Origin of the sequence: Hyphomicrobium sp. 802 (assembly GCF_000526135.1) — a bacterium.
Taxonomy (GTDB): Bacteria; Pseudomonadota; Alphaproteobacteria; order Rhizobiales; family Hyphomicrobiaceae; genus Hyphomicrobium_B.
Window position 1 is genome coordinate 2,698,303 of sequence record NZ_JAFM01000001.1, and the last position, 16,826, is coordinate 2,715,128.

At 60.7% G+C, this 16,826-nt stretch carries 17 protein-coding genes; 1 reads left to right on the forward strand and 16 read right to left on the reverse strand.

Annotation, left to right across the window (positions count from 1 at the left end; translation table 11 throughout):
• Window positions 1–4 precede the first annotated feature (4 nt).
• The 12 genes from HYP802_RS0113515 to HYP802_RS22935 all read right to left on the reverse strand — a co-directional run bounded on the left by HYP802_RS0113515 (window position 5) and on the right by HYP802_RS22935 (window position 12,414).
• Entirely contained in the window at window positions 5–1,450 is a 1,446-nt protein-coding gene (locus tag HYP802_RS0113515; RefSeq protein WP_013947982.1) for a HAMP domain-containing sensor histidine kinase, read from the reverse strand.
• Entirely contained in the window at window positions 1,434–2,114 is a 681-nt protein-coding gene (locus HYP802_RS0113520) for a response regulator transcription factor (protein WP_029670984.1), read from the reverse strand. Before HYP802_RS0113520 ends, HYP802_RS0113515 begins: the two co-directional genes overlap by 17 nt.
• Window positions 2,115–2,233: 119 nt before the next feature.
• A complete protein-coding gene (locus HYP802_RS0113525; RefSeq protein ID WP_013947984.1) occupies window positions 2,234–3,817 on the reverse strand; it encodes a Do family serine endopeptidase in 1,584 nt (527 codons plus the stop codon).
• 129 nt (window positions 3,818–3,946) lie between these two features.
• Window positions 3,947–4,423, reverse strand: coding sequence for a cytochrome c-type biogenesis protein (locus tag HYP802_RS0113530; protein ID WP_024275913.1), 477 nt, complete (start codon window positions 4,421–4,423; stop codon window positions 3,947–3,949).
• A 2-nt stretch (window positions 4,424–4,425) separates the two neighbouring features.
• Window positions 4,426–6,405 carry a heme lyase CcmF/NrfE family subunit gene (locus HYP802_RS0113535; protein ID WP_013947986.1) on the reverse strand — a complete coding sequence of 660 codons (1,980 nt, stop codon included), beginning with the start codon at window positions 6,403–6,405 and terminating at the stop codon, window positions 4,426–4,428.
• Between the two features lie 12 nt (window positions 6,406–6,417).
• Window positions 6,418–6,888, reverse strand: a complete 471-nt coding sequence (ccmE, locus tag HYP802_RS0113540) for a cytochrome c maturation protein CcmE (protein ID WP_013947987.1) — start codon at window positions 6,886–6,888, stop codon at window positions 6,418–6,420.
• Between the two features lie 29 nt (window positions 6,889–6,917).
• Window positions 6,918–8,090 (reverse strand): c-type cytochrome biogenesis protein CcmI, encoded by a 1,173-nt coding sequence (gene ccmI, locus HYP802_RS0113545; RefSeq protein WP_013947988.1) that lies wholly within the window; start codon window positions 8,088–8,090, stop codon window positions 6,918–6,920.
• A 137-nt stretch (window positions 8,091–8,227) separates the two neighbouring features.
• Window positions 8,228–8,719, reverse strand: coding sequence for an RT0821/Lpp0805 family surface protein (locus HYP802_RS0113550; RefSeq protein ID WP_013947989.1), 492 nt, complete (start codon window positions 8,717–8,719; stop codon window positions 8,228–8,230).
• Window positions 8,720–8,879: 160 nt separating this feature from the next.
• Window positions 8,880–10,259, reverse strand: a complete 1,380-nt coding sequence (locus HYP802_RS0113555) for an ATP-binding protein (RefSeq protein WP_013947990.1) — start codon at window positions 10,257–10,259, stop codon at window positions 8,880–8,882.
• Complete coding sequence (locus HYP802_RS0113560) at window positions 10,249–10,920, reverse strand: response regulator transcription factor (RefSeq protein ID WP_013947991.1); 672 nt, start codon at window positions 10,918–10,920, stop codon at window positions 10,249–10,251. The genes HYP802_RS0113555 and HYP802_RS0113560 overlap by 11 nt, the downstream gene beginning before the upstream one ends.
• A gap of 81 nt (window positions 10,921–11,001) precedes the next feature.
• On the reverse strand, window positions 11,002–11,292 hold the full coding sequence (locus tag HYP802_RS0113565) for a hypothetical protein (RefSeq protein WP_013947992.1): 291 nt from the start codon (window positions 11,290–11,292) through the stop codon (window positions 11,002–11,004).
• A 90-nt stretch (window positions 11,293–11,382) separates the two neighbouring features.
• A complete protein-coding gene (locus HYP802_RS22935) occupies window positions 11,383–12,414 on the reverse strand; it encodes a putative peptidoglycan-binding domain-containing protein (RefSeq protein WP_024275915.1) in 1,032 nt (343 codons plus the stop codon).
• 212 nt (window positions 12,415–12,626) lie between these two features.
• Here HYP802_RS22935 and HYP802_RS24130 point away from each other — a divergent pair, with 212 nt between their 5' ends.
• Window positions 12,627–12,749 carry a hypothetical protein gene (locus tag HYP802_RS24130; RefSeq protein WP_256380124.1) on the forward strand — a complete coding sequence of 41 codons (123 nt, stop codon included), beginning with the start codon at window positions 12,627–12,629 and terminating at the stop codon, window positions 12,747–12,749.
• 154 nt (window positions 12,750–12,903) lie between these two features.
• Here HYP802_RS24130 and HYP802_RS0113585 read toward each other — a convergent pair whose 3' ends face one another.
• The 4 genes from HYP802_RS0113585 to HYP802_RS23645 all read right to left on the reverse strand — a co-directional run bounded on the left by HYP802_RS0113585 (window position 12,904) and on the right by HYP802_RS23645 (window position 16,816).
• Window positions 12,904–14,145, reverse strand: coding sequence for a phage major capsid protein (locus HYP802_RS0113585; protein WP_013948006.1), 1,242 nt, complete (start codon window positions 14,143–14,145; stop codon window positions 12,904–12,906).
• Between the two features lie 202 nt (window positions 14,146–14,347).
• Window positions 14,348–15,052: an HK97 family phage prohead protease gene (locus HYP802_RS0113590; protein ID WP_013948007.1), complete on the reverse strand. Its 705-nt coding sequence runs from the start codon at window positions 15,050–15,052 to the stop codon at window positions 14,348–14,350.
• Window positions 15,053–15,592: 540 nt separating this feature from the next.
• Window positions 15,593–15,931 carry a hypothetical protein gene (locus tag HYP802_RS0113600; RefSeq protein ID WP_024275916.1) on the reverse strand — a complete coding sequence of 113 codons (339 nt, stop codon included), beginning with the start codon at window positions 15,929–15,931 and terminating at the stop codon, window positions 15,593–15,595.
• Window positions 15,932–16,537: 606 nt separating this feature from the next.
• Window positions 16,538–16,816, reverse strand: a complete 279-nt coding sequence (locus HYP802_RS23645; protein WP_013948010.1) for a hypothetical protein — start codon at window positions 16,814–16,816, stop codon at window positions 16,538–16,540.
• Window positions 16,817–16,826 lie beyond the last annotated feature (10 nt).

A 16,826-nucleotide genomic window follows, 5' to 3' on the forward strand; every position in this document is an offset into this window, starting at 1 on the left:
CCCCTCATTGTGCCGCAAGCCCGGGTGCCGCGTCACCCTCCTGATCGGGCACTGCAACGAGACACCTTTGCGACAGGAGAAGCACGACCTTCAGGCCTGGTTGGTTATCCTCAAGCCGGATTTCGCCATGATGGAGGCGGGCGACCGCCGCAACGAGGCTAAGCCCTAAGCCGGTGCCCGGTTTGGTGCGGCTCGCTTCCAGCCGCACGAAGCGTCTCAGCACGCGCTCGCGGTCGATTTCGTCGATGCCGGGGCCATGATCACCGACCGAGATCACGGGCCGGCCATCAAGGCGATAGGCGCGCACGGTGATGGCGCTTCCAGGCTCACCGCCACGGGAATACTTGATGGCGTTGTCGATGAGATTAGCGATGGCCTGGCCGATCAGTTGCCGGTTACCGCGGACGAACACATTCTGCTCGACGTCGATCGTCAGGTTGAAGCCTGCCTCTTCGGCGGCGGGAGCGTAGAGTTCACTGACGTCGGCAACGAAATGCCCGAGATCGAACGTCTCGGTGCTGTCTTCGAGCGGACCGGCTTCCAGCCGAGCGATCAACAACAGCGCGTTGAAGGTCTTGATGAGGTCGTCAGCCTTTTCGATCGTGCGTTCAAGGCCCTCACGATAGGCCTCTTCGCCGCGCGGATCGCGAAGAGCGGCTTCGGCGGCGTTGCGCATGCGATTAAGCGGCGTTTTGAGATCGTGCGCGATGTTGTCTGAGACTTCGCGCAGACCATTCATCAGGCCCTCGATGCGTTCCAGCATCTCGTTAAGGTTGTTTGCGAGCGCGTCGAGTTCGCCTCCCCTGCCCGTCGTCGGAATGCGCCGCGAGAGATCTCCTTCCATGATCTGGCGGCTGGCGGCCGTGATCTGATCCATGCGGTTGACGATGAGGCGGCTAACGGCCAGTCCGCCCAGAAGGCCGATGATCGAAAGGGCGCCGAAACCAAGCAGAAAGACAAAGCGGATCGAATTGGCGAACGCGCGCTGATCTTCGACGTCGCGTCCGATGATGAGGTGGAGATTAGGGCCGAGATCGACAGGAATGGCGACGGCGAGATGCGACGGCCCTTCGTCGTCCGTCGGCTGGTAATTGAAGACTCCGCCAGGACTGTCGGCTTCCAGCTCCGGCGGAATGCGATTGAGGTTGCCGGCGATCTTCGCTCCCGTGCTGTCAGCGAGATAATAGAGCCCCGTTCCTTGCGGCCGCGACAACGCCGTGACGGTCTCGACCAGTTTCATCTGGCCGCCAACCTTCAACTCGGATGACAGAATGCGGGATTCAGCCGACAGGGTCGCGAGGACCTGATCGGTAAAGAGCTTGTTCGTCTGCCAGAACAGGAAGCCGACAACGATTGCCGCAGCGAACAAAAAGAACGCTACGGCCAACGCGCTCAATCCGAAGGTTGTCGTCGATGCCGCTTTTGCGACGCGATCAAACCGGGCCGTCACGAATGGTGTATCCTGCGCCCCTGACCGTGTGCAGCAGCGGCTTGTCGAAGTTCTTGTCGATCTTCGCCCGAAGCCGCGAAACATGAACATCGATCACGTTGGTTTGCGGATCGAAGTGATAGTCCCAGACGTGCTCCAGGAGCATGGTGCGGGTCACGACCTGCCCGGCGTGCTGCATCAGATACTCAAGCAGACGGTACTCGCGCGGCTGCAGCAGGATGTGTTCGCCGCCGCGCGTTACGCGATGAGAAAGCCGGTCGAGCACGAGGTCGCCGACGGAATAGCGGGTTTGCTGCTCTTCCGGCGCCGTCCGACGGCCGAGAATCTCGACGCGGGCCAAAAGCTCGGAATAAGCGTAGGGTTTCGTCAGATAGTCGTCACCGCCGGCACGCAGGCCCTTGACCCGGTCATCGACCTCGCCAAGCGCCGACAGAATAAGCACAGGGGTTCGATTGCCCTCCGTTCGAAGGGACTTGATCAGCGAAAGGCCATCGAGCAGCGGCAACATCCGGTCAACGATCAATACGTCATAGGCGCCGTCGGTCGCCATCGATAGGCCCGCTTCGCCATCATGAGCCAGATCAGCCGTATGACCGTTCTCTTTCAGGGATTTCTGCAGGAAAAGCGCGGTTTCTTTATCGTCTTCTATTACCAGCACGCGCATGGTTTGTGTCCGACCTTCGTCTTCTCTCCGCTCACTGTTTAACCGGATGTCCCCCAAACGTCGAGGCAGCCCCGCCGTTTGGTTGACGGAGCTGCTCGAGTTCGTCATTGCGCGCTACCTCAACCTTTTTTGGTCAACTGAACAGCGACAAAGCGCTTTTGGTCGGCCGATTTGACGTGCAGGAGAACCGCGGTGCGCTTCAGGTCCTGCGCCTTCTTGATGCCGGAGATGACGTCGTCGGGAGAGGACACAGCCTGGCCAGAGACCTCAAGAATGACATCGCCCGGCTTCAGGCCCTTCTCCGCCGCATCCGACGTCGGATCGACTTCAGCGATGGCAACGCCCTGCGTATCCTTGCCTTGAGCGTCCTTGCCGGTACGTGCCGGCATCAACGTGATGCCGAGCTGGCTCAGGTCGACGGACTTGGCGTCATCTTCGTTGCTGTTGCTGTTGTCGTCATTATTGTCGCCATTCATCGCAGCTTCGGCGTTCTTCGGGAACAGGCCGAGCTTCACCTTGATCGTCTCTTCGGCATTGTTGCGCCACACCTTGACGTCGACGTTCGAGTTCGGCGCCAGTTCGGCGATCTTGCGAGCAAGATCACGGCTGTCGGCGATCTTCTCGCCGTTGACCTGCAAGATCGCATCCTGAGTCTTGATGCCGGACTTCGAAGCCGGACCGTTCGGAGTTACTTCGCTGACGAACGCGCCGTGCGCTTCGGAAAGCCCGATGCTGGCGGCGGTATCTTCGTCGACGTTCTGGATCTTGACGCCGAGCCAGCCGCGGCTGACCGAGCCATCGGCCTTCAACTGCTTGACGACTTCGGCGACCGTATTTGCAGGAACAGCGAAGGCGATGCCGACGTTGCCGCCCGATGGAGAGAAGATCGCCGTGTTAACACCGATAACGTCGCCATCGAGGTTGACGGTCGGGCCGCCCGAGTTACCGCGGTTCACAGCGGCGTCGATCTGCAGGTAATCATAGGGGCCGGAGCCGATATCGCGTGCGAGCGCCGACACGATACCTGCGGTGACCGTGCCGCCCAGACCGAACGGATTGCCGACAGCCAACGCCCAATCGCCGACGCGCGGCGGCTTGCCGGAAAGCTTTATCGTCGGGAAGGTCTTCTTGCTTTCGATCTTGATGAGCGCGATGTCGGTGCGCGGGTCGGTGCCGACCAGCTTCGCATCATACTTCATCTCGTCGTTGTCGAAGCTCACCTGGATCTTGGTGGCGCCGTCGATGACGTGGTTATTCGTGACGACGTAACCATCCGGCGTAATGACGAAGCCGGAGCCCTGGCCCTGGACGATCTTCGGGCGAGCTTCCTGGCCGAATTCCTTCGGCAGGTTCTTGAAGAAGTCATGCAGCGGATGATCGGGCGGCAGATCGGGAAGCGAAAAATTCTTCTTGTCCTTATCGCCCTTCTCGTTCGAAGCAAGCTTCGAGGCGCCGCCGTCGTTGATGACGGAAACTGAAACGACCGCCGGCTTCACCTTGTCGACGATGTCGGCAAAGGAGAGCGGCGCGCGGCCGAATGGCGTTTGAATCGTCTGGGCACCGGACTCGGCCAGCACAGGGTGTGACGGCACCGCCAGTCCAAATCCCACCGCTGTAACAGCCAGCATCGCGACCGATGCCGGGGCAAACTTTGAAGTCAATTTTGAAGAAAACGTCGTCGACAAGCGGTGCGGAAATCGCATCCCAGGGTCTCCAGCTGAAAGGCAGGCTTCGCGAGCCTTACTATGACGCCTAGCGGAACCGGGGTTACGGCAGCATGTCAGGGACGTTAACTGTTGGTAATCTAACGCCTCGCCGGGGCGCAAAACGGCTTACGGATCCTTGGCCGCAAGGATCTCATTAAGCTTGGCTTTTTCCTGTTCCGTCAACGGCGTGCCGGTGGTCGGAGCGGCCGGCCGGGTAGCGCGGATCATCAATACGATGCCGGCAAGCAAAACCAAGATCGGCGTTAGCCATAGGAGCAGCGTCGATAGCTCGAACCGGGGTTTCAGCAGGACGAATTCGCCGTAACGCGCGACGATATAGTCGAGCACTTGCTGATCACTGTCATGCGCCATGATCCGCTCGCGCACGAGGCGGCGTAGGTCTCCTGCCAACGGCGCGTCGCTGTCGTCGATGGACTGGTTCTGACAGACGAGACAGCGCAGTTCGGCCGAGATGTTGCGCGCGCGCTTTTCCAGCGCCGGATCAGAGAGCATTTCGCCCGGCTGAACGGCGAACGCCGCGGGAGTGGCAGCGAGTGCCGCCCAAATTGCCAGCGCCAGAATTGCCAAGGGCCGCCGCACGATCATCACTCCGCCGGAACCGCAACGATGGGGCGCGAACGCGATGGAGCGCCGACACGCAGCCGCCGGTCGGACAGAGAGATGCCGCCGCCCAGGAACATGAACAGCGCACCGAGCCAGATGAACCGGACGAGCGGGTTGAAGTAGGCGCGCACGGCGTAACCGCCACCCGGCTGGCCGTCACCGATGACGACGTAAAGGTCACCACGCCACGCCGCGTGAATGCCGGCTTCTGTCGTCGGCTGCGGCGGCGCATCATAGAGGCGCTTCGCTGGCTGGAGCGTCGCGATGGTCTCGCCGTTACGCTTGACGTTAAAGTCGGCGATGTCCTCGGTGTAGTTCGGACCGCGGCCACGTTCGACCTTGGCGAAGGTCACCTCATAGCCGTCGACCATGACCTTATCGCCCGGCTTCATCGCCAGAATGTGCTCTTCGCGGTAGGCGCTGGTCGCGACGATGCCGACCATCAGCATGCCGACGCCGAAGTGCGCGAACAGCGTGCCGTAGGCCGAGCGCGGCAGGTTCGATGCGCGACGCATGACTTCGTCGCGTCCGGCGGAACCGAGCTTCACGCGGTTTGCCCATTCGACGATGGCGCCGACCATCACGTAGACACCCAGCGCAATGCCGAACGGCGCCAGCCAAGGCCCGCGATGTTCGACGGCGAAGACGGCGACAATCGTGACGAGCGCCGCGAGGAAGGCAAAGGCCAAGCGCTGCATGGCGCCGAGCAGATCGCCGCGCTTCCAGGCAAGCATCGGTCCGAACGGCAGCGCGATCAGCAGCGGGATCATCAGCGGGCCGAACGTCATGTTGAAGAACGGCGGACCGACCGAGATCTTCTCGCCCGTCAGGCCTTCGAGCGCCATCGGGTACAGCGTACCGACGAGCACCGTCGCCGTCGCAGTGACGAGCAGCAGATTGTTCAGAACGAGCGAGCCTTCGCGGCTGATCGGCTGGAAAAGACCGCCAGCCTGCATATCCTTCGCGCGCAAGGCGAAGAGCGCAAGGCCGCCGCCGGTGAAGAACACCAGAATGGCGAGAATGAAGACGCCGCGCGCCGGATCGACCGCAAACGAATGCACCGACGTCAACACGCCTGAGCGAACGATGAAGGTGCCCATCAGCGACAGCGAGAACGTCAGGATCGCAAGCAGCACCGTCCAGATCTTGAGCGCTTCGCGCTTTTCCATCACGAGCGCGGAATGGAGCAGCGCCGTTCCGGCGAGCCACGGCATGAAGGAAGCGTTTTCGACCGGGTCCCAGAACCACCAGCCGCCCCAGCCCAGTTCATAATAGGCCCACCAGGACCCCATTGAGATGCCGATCGTCAGGAACATCCAGGCGGCGAGCGTCCACGGACGCACCCAGCGCGCCCAGGCGGCGTCGATGCGGCCCTCAATCAGAGCGGCGATTGCAAACGAGAATGCGATCGAGAAGCCGACGTAACCCGTGTAGAGAAACGGCGGGTGGAACGCGAGCGCCGGGTCCTGCAGGATCGGGTTCAGGCCGTTGCCGTCCGAAGGCGCCGGATCGAGACGAACGAACGGGTTCGACGTCAGCAGCGAGAAGAGCAGGAACGCTACGGCGATCGACGCCTGCACGGACAGAACGCGGGCCTTCAATGTCGGCGGCAGATTGTTGCCGAACAGCGCGACGGCCGCGCCGAACAGCGCCAGGATCAGCACCCAGAGCAGCATCGAACCTTCGTGATTGCCCCAGACGCCCGCCATTTTATAGATCAGCGGCTTCGTCGAATGCGAATTTTCGGCAACGTTCAGCACGGAAAAGTCGGACGTCACGTAAGCGTGCATCAGAGCGAAGAACGCGACCGCGATCAGCAAGAGCTGCGATATGGCGGCGGGTTCGGCAACGCGCATCATGCGCTCGTCTTTGATTGCCGCGCCGAAGGCCGGAATGACAACCTGCACGACGGCAACCAGCAGTGCGAGAATGAGAGCGAAATGTCCGAGTTCGACGATCACGGCATTATCCTTCTAAGGCATCTCTGCCTTCATCTGATCGGGGTGAGCGCTGGCGCCGAGCTTCACGCCTTTTGCTTCTAGCGCCTTCGCGACATCGCGTGGCATGTAATTTTCATCATGCTTGGCCAGCACCGTGTCGGCCTTGAAGCCGCCGTGGCCGTCGAGGACGCCTTCAGTCACGACACCCTGTCCTTCCCGGAACAGGTCCGGCAGGACGCCCGTGAACGTCACCGGGATATCCTTCAGCGTATCAGTGACCTTGAATTTGATCGTCGTGCCCTGGCCGCGAATGACGGACCCCTTTTCGACGAGGCCGCCCAGGCGAATGCGCTGCCCCGGCGGAACGTGCTTTTCGACGATATCGCTTGGCGTATGAAAAAAGACGATACTGTCTTTCAGCGCGAACAGCACGAGGATCAGCGCAATCGCGAGTGTCGCGACGCCGCCTCCGATCAATACTCCGCGCTTTTGCTTGCGTGTCATGAGAACCCTGAGCGGATCTTATGTTGCCATCAACTTCCGAGGCCTAGCTGACGGGCCAGATCTTCGACCTGGGCCAGCCCTCCTTGATTGCCCTTTAAAGAAACGCGGGCATCGTTTAGCGCTTTCACGGCGTCGTCATGGCGGCCGAGAACCTGATACGCACGGATGAGCTTGACCCATCCGTTCGCGTCGCTGCCATCCGTCTTAAGTCGTGCCGCAAGATTATCGACCATTTGCGTGATAAACGCCTGGCGGTCCTCGGGCTTCATGTTCATGACGGCCCCGGCTTCGGGACCAGACGGCATGCCGGACGCCGCAGCGGGCGCGTTTGCGGTGCTCTTATCGTTTGCGAAAGCAGCGGCGCTCTGCGGATCGAGCTTAGCTAGGCGCTCCACCAGGACCGGACGCCACGGAGCATCGGGAGGCGCTTTCGAGATCAGATCTTTATAGTCAGCCGCTGCTTCGGTCAGATGACCGTCCTGCTCCTTCGCAAGCGCTAGCCAGATTTTCGGTTCTGTGGCGTTCGGATTGAGCACGAGAATGCGCTGCAGCGCTTTGCGCGCATCGTCGGGCACGATGCCGTTTTCCATCCGGATCCGAGCGTTCGCAAACCCTTGCAAGCGCTTCGGGTCTTCGCCGATCAATCGGATGGCTTTCTGATAGGCATCAGCAGCGTCAGCGTAACGGCCCATCGCATAGTAAACGGGGGCAATGACATCCCAGCCCCTGCCGTCTTCGGGATGCTCGCGAAGACGCTGCTCGACCTTGGCGATCAGATCGTTCGGAGTACTGGTCGCATTGGCTTCGGCCAACCGTTCGCTGAGCGGCTGAGCCGGCATGCCCGGTTTGCCATAGTCGAGATAAAGCGCGAGGCTGACGATCGGCAAGGCGATGCACGTCAGAATCGAGATGGGAACGATAAATCGGTTGCGCATGGCCGCCTCAGCGGCCGTCGTGGATTTGGAGTTGTCCTGCGTCACGCGCAGCAAGCGGCGTGCGATCTCGGCGCGGGCGCTTTCAGCTTCGTCGGCGCCGAGGGTGCCGCGCGCCTCGTCGGCCGTAATTTCTTTCAGCTGATCCTTGTAGACCGCAACATCGGCGCCAGCGGTAGCGCCGGCCGGCTCGGCAGGGCGCATCAGCGGCCTTACGATGGCCAGCGTGACGCCCGCCACGAGTACAGCCACTAAAATCCAAAAAACCATCGCCGCGCGATCCTCGAGCTTTTGTGGAGGGAATAGGATCGCGCGCCGGTCCAGGCAAGCAGTCAAAGCTCGCGGCAGCCCATCTGTCGCGGACCGGTTAAATTATGGAAATGTTTCCCGTGTTTTGCTGCAGTGCGTCAGCCTACAGACTGCCACTGACCGTCGGCACTCCGGCAGGCGGTTCCCCGCATCTGCTTCGGCTTGCCGTCGATGTAGACCGTATGGGTGTAATCGCGGCAGTCGGCAACACCACGTTTGTAGGGGCGGCTTGGCACGATTTCGCCATAGTTACCGGTGTCGGGATCACGCCATTCGCGCGATACGCCCGATTGGCCACGCTCAAGCGCGTCGTATTCGGCTTCCTGGGCATAGCGCCTATCGCGTTCATCCAGGCTCTTGCCGATCTGGCTGCCGACAATGCCGCCGACGACGGCGCCGGCGATTGTGGTTGCGACTTTACCGTCGCCCTTGCCTACGGAATTGCCGAGAAGGCCGCCAGTGATGCTGCCTATGACGAGACCGGTATTTGTATTATCGACCCCGCCGTTGCCGTTGCTGCAGCCCCCCAGCATGGCGATCGTCGCCAGCAGCGGCAGCGAAAAGCGCGCGATGCGCATGGTAAACCCCATTATCGGTTCATCCCCTCGCGCCGCTTTTCCCCACCGGCGCATAGTCCCTAGACTTGGCTAGACCGATATTGTGCCTTCGACAAGGCGGAAATCCACCACAATTCGGGCAAATCCCCACCGCAGTTCGATGCTGCGCCGCGACATGCGCACCAATTGAACTTTAGGCGGCAGGGAGATCTAGAACGGCTTTTAAACCGCCGTGCTCGGATGCGTCGAGGCGCAGTTTTCCGCGATATGATGAGGCCAGATCGCTGACGATGGACAATCCAAGGCCCGAGCCGGGCTTCGTCTCATCGAGACGTAAACCGCGTTTGCCGATTTTCGCGCGCTGTTCTGCAGATAATCCCGGTCCATCGTCTTCGACGGTGATTAGAAGTTTCCGGCGCATCGTGGTGTCTTGGCTATTGACGGTCGCGGCAAGGTAGACGCGCGTCTTTCCCCACTTGCACGCATTATCCAGCAGATTGCCCAGCATCTCTTCCAGGTCCTGCTTCTCGCCCTGGAATTTGGCGCCTGGCTGAACGGTAAAGTCGATCGATATGCCTTTGTCCTGGTGAATCCGTTCGAGGGCGCGGATCAACGGACCGGCGGTTGTGTCGACCGGCGTGACGCGGCCGATAGTGTTCGTTCGCGCAGCGATGCGCGCGCGGTCGAGATAATGGCTGATCTGATCGCGCATCAAGCGCGCCTGCTCGGCGACCTTGCTGCCAAACTGGCTGTCGTCTTCATGCGCTTCGTTGGTGATGACCGCGAGCGGAGTCTTGAGCGCGTGTGCCAGATTGCCGACCTGGGTGCGCGCGCGATCGATGATGTCCTGGTTGGATTCGATCAGCGCGTTGAGCTCGGCTTGCAGCGGTTCGATCTCGGCAGGAAGGTTGCCTTCGAGACGCTCGGCTTGACCCGAGCGAATACTTGCCAGACTTTTCTCGACACGGCGCAGCGGCAATAAGCCGAAGCGGACCTGAAAAACCGTCGCGGCCAACAGGCCCAATCCGACAAGCGCCAACGCACTCGTCAGGCGCGTTCGAAACTTGGCGACGGTCGCCTCGAACCAGTCCATCGGACCCGCAACGATGATCGAATACTTCGTCTTATCGGGATCGTGACCGGGAGAGTCTATGAATTCGAGAATGCGGATGGTCGTGCCGGTCGGGCCGGGCACGTTCATCCAGCGCGTACCGGTATCGTCGGTGGGGAATTTGCGATCGTAGGGAGACGGCAGCACGGCAGTCGCAAGCGAGGGCGATACGAGCGTTCGCCCCGGCGCGCCGTCGATTGGCCTGATCTGCCAATACCAGCCCGATTGCGTGACTTCGAACAGCGGCTCGTAGAGGTTCGGCGGAATGACGGGCTGGTCACCCATCGTGCTCATGCTGTCGATGGTGATCTGCGTCAGAAGCTTTTTCAGCTGAGCGTCAAAGCTCAGCTGCACATCTTCGCGGTACAGCGCATAAATGATGTAGCCGGCCAGCGGCAGCGCCAGAAGTGTCCACGCTGCCGAGGTCGCAAAGAGGCGCAGCGCAAGTGAATTAAGCCTCATCCGGTCCTTGGCTCATGCGGTATCCAAGACCGCGGACCGTCTGGATAACATCGCCTGGAATCTTCTTCCGCAAACGGCCGATAAATACTTCGATCGTGTTCGAATCGCGATCAAAATCCTGATCGTAGAGATGTTCGACCAGCTCGGTGCGCGAGACGACGCGGCCGTTATGGTGCATCAGATAAGCCAATAAGCGGAATTCGTGCGACGTCAACTTGACCGGGTTGCCTTCGCAGGTCACGCGCGCCGACTTGGTATCCAACCGGATCGGACCGCACTCGATCTCGGATTTGGCATGACCGGAAGCACGGCGCACTTGAGCGCGGACGCGGGCCAGAAGCTCTTCCATATGGAAGGGTTTTGCGAGGTAATCGTCGGCGCCGGCGTCCATGCCGGCCACCTTGTCGCTCCAGCGGTCGCGTGCGGTCAGGATGATGACCGGCATCTTGCGGTCGCTGCGGCGCCACTGCTCTAGCACTGAAATGCCGTCGATCTTCGGCAGGCCGATGTCGAGAATAACAATATCGTAAGGTTCGGTGTCGCCGAGGAAATAGCCCTCTTCGCCGTCAGCGGCGGTGTCTACGGCGAAGCCGGCGTCCGATAGCGCTGAGGAAAGCTGACGGTTCAGATCTTTGTCGTCCTCGACTACAAGTGCACGCACGGGCGTATCCCTCCCCTCCTACGGAATGCCGCGGATTATAGAGAGCGCTGACCGCGCCTTCCATCCGCAACAGCGAACCGGCTAGCGGCTCTTGGCATTCATAACGGTTGTCTTCAACTGTCCCGTCGGACTTCTGATGACAAGGCGATAAAAATATCCGTCGTCCGACCGGCAAAGCGTCGTCTTGACGAGTACCCCCACTCCGTCGGCCGCCAGCGATCGGGAAACCTCCTCTACTGTTATCAGATTTTGCCGGCGTACGATTTGTCCGGCCATACCCCAGTCGGTCATGCAGTCGAGAGCGCAGGCGGTGCTCCACGGCAGCAAGGCTGCCGCAGCCCCGAATGCCGCCGCTTTTCCCAAACCGACCATACGTCTCTTCCGGAAAAATCAGACCAGTTAAGATTAGCCTGTTGAATGGCCGATGAATACTGGAGTCCGTCCTCCCCTCCCAATTTGCAATTAACTTTTGCGGATGCTGAGGACGGAAGAGGCCGTAAACCGGCCATAAATGGCGAGCGCAGTGCCGATGAGACCGGTAACGGCCTGGGCCGCCGTTATGGCCTGGTCGCCGAAAGTCTGAATAACGTCGGCCGGCAGCGAGACCCCGATTGTGGGGGCCAGAAGCGGCAGCACGGTCGCCGCCGCCGTGATCACAGTTCCCCAGAGCGTCTTTGATTGCGCCCACCATTTGGCGCTGTCGTCGGTCGTGACCGTGGTCGATGTGTCGCTCATTGTCGTCTCTCCTTTTGCGTTTTGTGCGGGCTCCATCAGTCCGCGGATGATGCCGTCAGTGGCTGCCCACGATTTGCCGAGGGCCAACGTTGCATCGACGCGTTTCAGCCAGCCGCGGCCGAACCGCCAGAAGTGCGGGAGCGCGCGATAGCGCGCGCGGCGGATGTCGGCGTAGACTTCGATGAGATCGACGACGTTGCGCGCGCCGATGGCGCCGAGCGTCTCGGGACCGATCTCACCGTCGACCGTTACGCCGACGGACTGCTGCAGCATGCGGATCGCTGTGCCGACGCCGTGATTGAGGATGGCGTGCTTCAGCGGAGCCGGGACGCTTTCGCCGTCGGCTCCAAAACCCGCGCTGAGATCGATCTCGATCCCGCCCGCAGGAACTTGCGGCGCAGGCGGCACGACATTGTTCCACACGAGGCGCGCCGGACGCGCAGCGAGATCGACAAGATAACTTTCCGCAGAGACGACGTTCGCGGCGCCGCTTGCGTCTTTCACGCGAACTTCATCTACGGCACGCAGCGGCGCCAGCGGCAACTCTAAACTTCGGCCGCGTGGCCAACGATCGAGACGCAACGTCCACGACTGCGTGATAAGTGCCAAAGACAGCGCGGTTTCGATGTGCATCCGCGATGTCAGCAGCAGGCTCGCGAGCAGGATGTCTTCGTCGCTGTCGTCGATGCGCAGATGCGCTTTGATGTCGGCCACGGTCACCGGCTCCGCGGCTGGCGGGCTCGTCATCACGAGTGACATGAAGAATGTTCCTTATTTGATTGCGCTCGGCGACTCGCGATCCGCGAGCTGGCCGCCGGGCGCATGGATGCTTTGCCGTTCTTTTCCAACAAGGCCGTCCCTTACGGCCGGCTCCGCGTAGCGGAGTCGTAAGGCACAATTGAAAATGCGGAGCCGCGACCGGGGGGAAGTCGCGGCTCCGCACGCATCCCGCACGGGCGGGAGGGGAACCCGTGCGGGAAGAAGATTTCACTTCGCCACGTCGAATGTCGAAGCTATCGTTCCGCTTCAAGCGCTCCGTCATGCCGACGAAGGTCGGCACCCAGACAAGTTTCGACAATCGTTATGATCGCTGACTTGCATGGATCCCGGCCTTCGCCGGGATGACGGTGTTGTTGGTTGCATCGTAAGAATTTCGACCGATCACCATCGTCCTGTGCGTTACGAGGACTACGCGCCATCGGATGCGCTTGGCGGCCAGCGCGCGGAACGCTGTCGCCAAGCTCTCATTCAAGCGCTGAACTTCAGCAGCTTGATCGCGTCGAAGTCTTGCACGCCGCCGCCGACGCGCTTCGTCGTGTAGAACAGCACGTAGGGTTTGGCGCTGTAGGGGTCGCGCAGCACACGGATGCCGGCGCGATCGACGATGAGATAGCCGCGTGAGAAATCACCGAACGCAATCGCGGTCGCGTCAGCGGCAATGTCCGGCATGTCCTCGCTCTCGGCCACTGGATAGCCGAGCAACGACGGCCATTCGCCCGGTGCATTCGCAGGCTGCCAGAGATAGTTGCCCTGGCCGTCCTTCAACTTGCGGACAGCTGAGACGGTCGCGCGGCTCATCATGAAGGTGCCGTTGGCGCGATAAGGTGCTTTTGCCGCGTAAACAAGATCGAGGATCTTGTCGCCCGGATTGCTCGCCGGGAATGCACCCGCAGCGCCACTGGCGACGAAGCCGATCTCGCCCCAAGCCCACGATGCATTCGCGACCGTGTCGTAAGCGAGGAAGCCTTTCGGCTTATTCGTGCCATCGCCCGAAACGAACGCGGTGCCTTCCTGTTCGGCAAACGCGATGCGCACCTCCTCCGCCAGCCACTCGTCGATGTTGACGATGCTATCGTCGAGCAGCGTCTGCGATGCGGCCGGCATCGCGTAAAGTTCCATCGTCGGAAACTGCAGGTTGGCGAGCGTTGGCGTTGCCGTTTGGGTGCGCGATGCCGTTTCAGCCGACCAGCCTGTGCCGACGCCGGTGGTCGCGAACGGTCGGTTATAGACGGAGCCCGACACCTGGCGGATGCCCGAAATAGCACGCATCGGCGAGATGGCTTTCAGCGCACTGTTGACGGCGGCTTCCGTTTCAGCAGGCACGAGGTATCCGCCGTCGGCGCCCGAACCGGCAGACAGCGCTTTCTCTTCGATGCGCGCGAGACGCGAAGCATCGCCGCAACGGACGTAACCGTCGAAGGCTGCCTTGTGCGCAAGCTGCAACGTGGACGACATATTTCCGCCCGCGAGATGCGGACGCGCAGCTTTCAGCGCGAGGTTGTCAGAGACGCGCTTCGCAGAGTCGAGCGTCTCTTCAATGCGCGCGAGTTTCTCTGCGATGAGCGTATCGGACGTGCCGCGCTGCTCAATGTCAGCAAGGCGCTGGTCGTTCGTTTCCTTGAAGGCTTCGAAGGCTTCGAGAAATTCTTCGAAGGCGCGCGCGGTTTCCCCGCCCGCCCCCTTCGTTTCGAGGGTGGTCGTGTCGGTCATGTCGTTTTCCTATCAAGCAGAAGGTCGAAGTTTATGCCGTCGTTCGCATCCAACTCCGTCACACCGGCGAAGGCCGGGGCCCAGACAAACGTCAACACATGCGTTGCGCGATCATTCGCGACGAAGGTTCCCCGGGATCGATTTCGCAGGGGCCGCGCTCTGACTGGATCCCGGCCTGCGCCGGGATGACGGGAATTAGGAGTTACGCATGGAGCATCAGCCGCGCGGCGTCGCGGAAGCGAGAGGCGAGCACGGCATCGTCGTCGAAGGTCCGGCTCGCATCCCGCAGAGCCTTGAGACCAGGAAACCCTGAGTGAAGAACCGCGCGGGCTTCCGTTCGCGTCAGCCCAGCATCGCGCGTGAGCCAGCGCTCGAATTCTCGCATCGTCGGCGCGGTGACCGCGAACGGCCGCGTCTTAACGCTTTCGACGCGCGCGCCGGGCAGCATCGGAAAGGTGACGACGGAAATTTCCCAGAGATCGACTTTCTCCAAACGGCGCACGCCGGTTGACGCATCGCGCCGCGCCTTCACCGCCTTGAAGCCGATCGACAAGCCATCGAGCGCTCCGGCACGCATCAGGGCGAACACCTCGCGCGCTTTCGCGACCGCCGTCATCAATCTTCCGCGGACGTAGAGCCCGCGCGCGTCCTCGCGGATTTCGTCCCAGACGCCGATCGGCTCACCAGGATCGTGCTGAAACAGCATTTTTATGCGCGCGGCGCCTCGGTTCAGCAGGCTGTCGCGGAACGCGCCCGGCGCGATGACGTCGTGACCCAAGTCTTCGCGATTGAAGAGGCTCGCGTAGCCTTCGAACACACCATCATCGAGCGACTTCGCTTCAAGCGGCAGCGCGCGGCTGCGTTTGGCCAGAGATGCAGGCAGCAGAAAGGGTTCGGTCGAATGCATGAGCGAGTCCTTATGATTGTGCCTTGCGACTCCGCTGCGCGGAACCGGCCGCAAGGCACGTGTTTGCTGGACAATCAGAGCAAGTCAAAGCGCCGCGCGCGGTTGCCGTTGGTGGCAAGAAAGCTCGCGGCGTCATCGCGTCGAGCGTCCGGCTCGATGAAGGAAGAGTCGCTCGGCGCAATCAAAAGAGTGGCGTTTCCAGAGCGCGTCGCGTTCGGGGGCACCCTCGGGCTCAATCCATCTTCACATAATTCGCCTCCATCGGCTGTCCACCAATTCGGATAGTCGACGAAGGTCGGCGCGCCTATGCTACACGCGTTTGGCGATCGGTCTGGTTGCTTCCTGACGCAACGGCGCGGTCGGGCGTCGTGAAGAGGCCAAGCTCATCGTGGTAAGGATTGTACTTCGTGCCACCTGCGCTTCTATTTGCATCATAGCCCGCCGCTGCGCGCTTCTCCTCGGTGGTGAGGAAGCTCGCGGCTTCGAGGCGTTTCCAGAGCGCGTCGCGTTCGGGGGCGAGTGAGCCTAAAGACTCTCTACTTAGCTGGCGGCCGAATGTGTGGCCAAGCGTTCAATCTCTCCCAACGTCCAAGGAACGAATGGTCGAAGTCTTTGGCTATCGAGGTCCGCGATCATTCCGTCAAAAAGACGGTCGTTTGGGAGATGGGCTTTATGCTGAAGTACGGCAGCGCAGTATGACGTCAAAGCATGAATCAATTCATTCAACCCCGAAGCCATTGATACGAGCGACTGCTCGGGTATCTCTGTTGAAGCATGCCGAAAATCGATCGTAATCGCATGCATTATTCGCTGCAGATACGCCACTCGTGCTTCATCAGTCTGCTGCAAAAACCAATCCTTTAACTCTGAGGAATCCATGTCAGTTAGAATCTCCAAACTAGTTGAGAAAGTCACTTCTTCTCGGCCGCACGAGAGGTGATGGTTTTAGCCCTCCAATATCACCGGGACCTCTCATTCCGCCGCTACCACCACTCATTCCCCCGCTGCCGGACGTCGGATACGGTGTTCGGGGCAGCGAATTTACGTCATAACCACGCTCTTGAAGGACTTTAACTCTCGTATTTCCCTACATAATCGTCGCGTCAGGTTTCACCAGCAATGGTGAATCCGCACCGGGTTTGAGGCTTTCAACGAGTGCTTCCGTCGGTTGTTTCCGCTGATGCTCAATCGACAGCTTCGCACTTCCCTGCTCATAAGTTGAATCCGGATGCAATCGACGCAGCGGAGCTTGCCCCTCAGCTTGCGCGAGGCGAACGCGGCCGTCGGAGGTGCCGCTGATGCCGCCGCCATCCGTCCATTGGCCGCCGCCCGTTTGGCCCGCGGGGACACGTGGTTGGTCTTCTCTATATTTTGCGCTCGACGACTCTCCTTCGTCGAGCCGGCCGCCGAGCGCATATCCCGCCGCAGCGCATTTCTCGTCTGTGGCGAGGAAGGATGCTCCTTCGAGGCGTCTCCTATTTGGAATTATCCTTTCGCTATATCGTGAATCTTCTGGAAAAAGTCACGAACGTGTTCGTCATGAACCCCATAGCCCGGGCTACCACTTTGCCAGATTTTTTTAAGTTCAGTGACGCTCGGATTTCGCGCAAGAACGTCTGCCAGAAACGCCTTCACAACGGCTTGTTCACGCTCTCCGCACAGGTGGAGAGATCGAGCAATCCAGTCTTCCTCATCTTTGGCTTCTAGATCGCTGCCTTGCCAGAAGCATTGTGTTAGGCGTTTGAATTCTTCAGGGACTTCCATCTTTCCACGT

What these genes read in the sequence shown, in the direction of transcription:
- ccmE (WP_013947987.1), bottom strand. Translation starts at nt 6,888, where the DNA reads ATGACACGCAAGCAAAAGCGCGGAGTATTGATCGGAGGCGGCGTCGCG.
- HYP802_RS0113585 (WP_013948006.1), bottom strand. Translation starts at nt 14,145, where the DNA reads ATGACCGACACGACCACCCTCGAAACGAAGGGGGCGGGCGGGGAAACC.
- HYP802_RS0113600 (WP_024275916.1), bottom strand. Translation starts at nt 15,931, where the DNA reads ATGGATTCCTCAGAGTTAAAGGATTGGTTTTTGCAGCAGACTGATGAA.
- HYP802_RS23645 (WP_013948010.1), bottom strand. Translation starts at nt 16,816, where the DNA reads ATGGAAGTCCCTGAAGAATTCAAACGCCTAACACAATGCTTCTGGCAA.
- HYP802_RS0113550 (WP_013947989.1), bottom strand. Translation starts at nt 8,719, where the DNA reads ATGGGGTTTACCATGCGCATCGCGCGCTTTTCGCTGCCGCTGCTGGCG.
- HYP802_RS22935 (WP_024275915.1), bottom strand. Translation starts at nt 12,414, where the DNA reads ATGTCACTCGTGATGACGAGCCCGCCAGCCGCGGAGCCGGTGACCGTG.
- HYP802_RS0113565 (WP_013947992.1), bottom strand. Translation starts at nt 11,292, where the DNA reads ATGGTCGGTTTGGGAAAAGCGGCGGCATTCGGGGCTGCGGCAGCCTTG.
- HYP802_RS0113525 (WP_013947984.1), bottom strand. Translation starts at nt 3,817, where the DNA reads ATGCGATTTCCGCACCGCTTGTCGACGACGTTTTCTTCAAAATTGACT.
- ccmI (WP_013947988.1), bottom strand. Translation starts at nt 8,090, where the DNA reads ATGGTTTTTTGGATTTTAGTGGCTGTACTCGTGGCGGGCGTCACGCTG.
- HYP802_RS0113555 (WP_013947990.1), bottom strand. Translation starts at nt 10,259, where the DNA reads ATGAGGCTTAATTCACTTGCGCTGCGCCTCTTTGCGACCTCGGCAGCG.
- HYP802_RS0113520 (WP_029670984.1), bottom strand. Translation starts at nt 2,114, where the DNA reads ATGCGCGTGCTGGTAATAGAAGACGATAAAGAAACCGCGCTTTTCCTG.
- HYP802_RS0113590 (WP_013948007.1), bottom strand. Translation starts at nt 15,052, where the DNA reads ATGCATTCGACCGAACCCTTTCTGCTGCCTGCATCTCTGGCCAAACGC.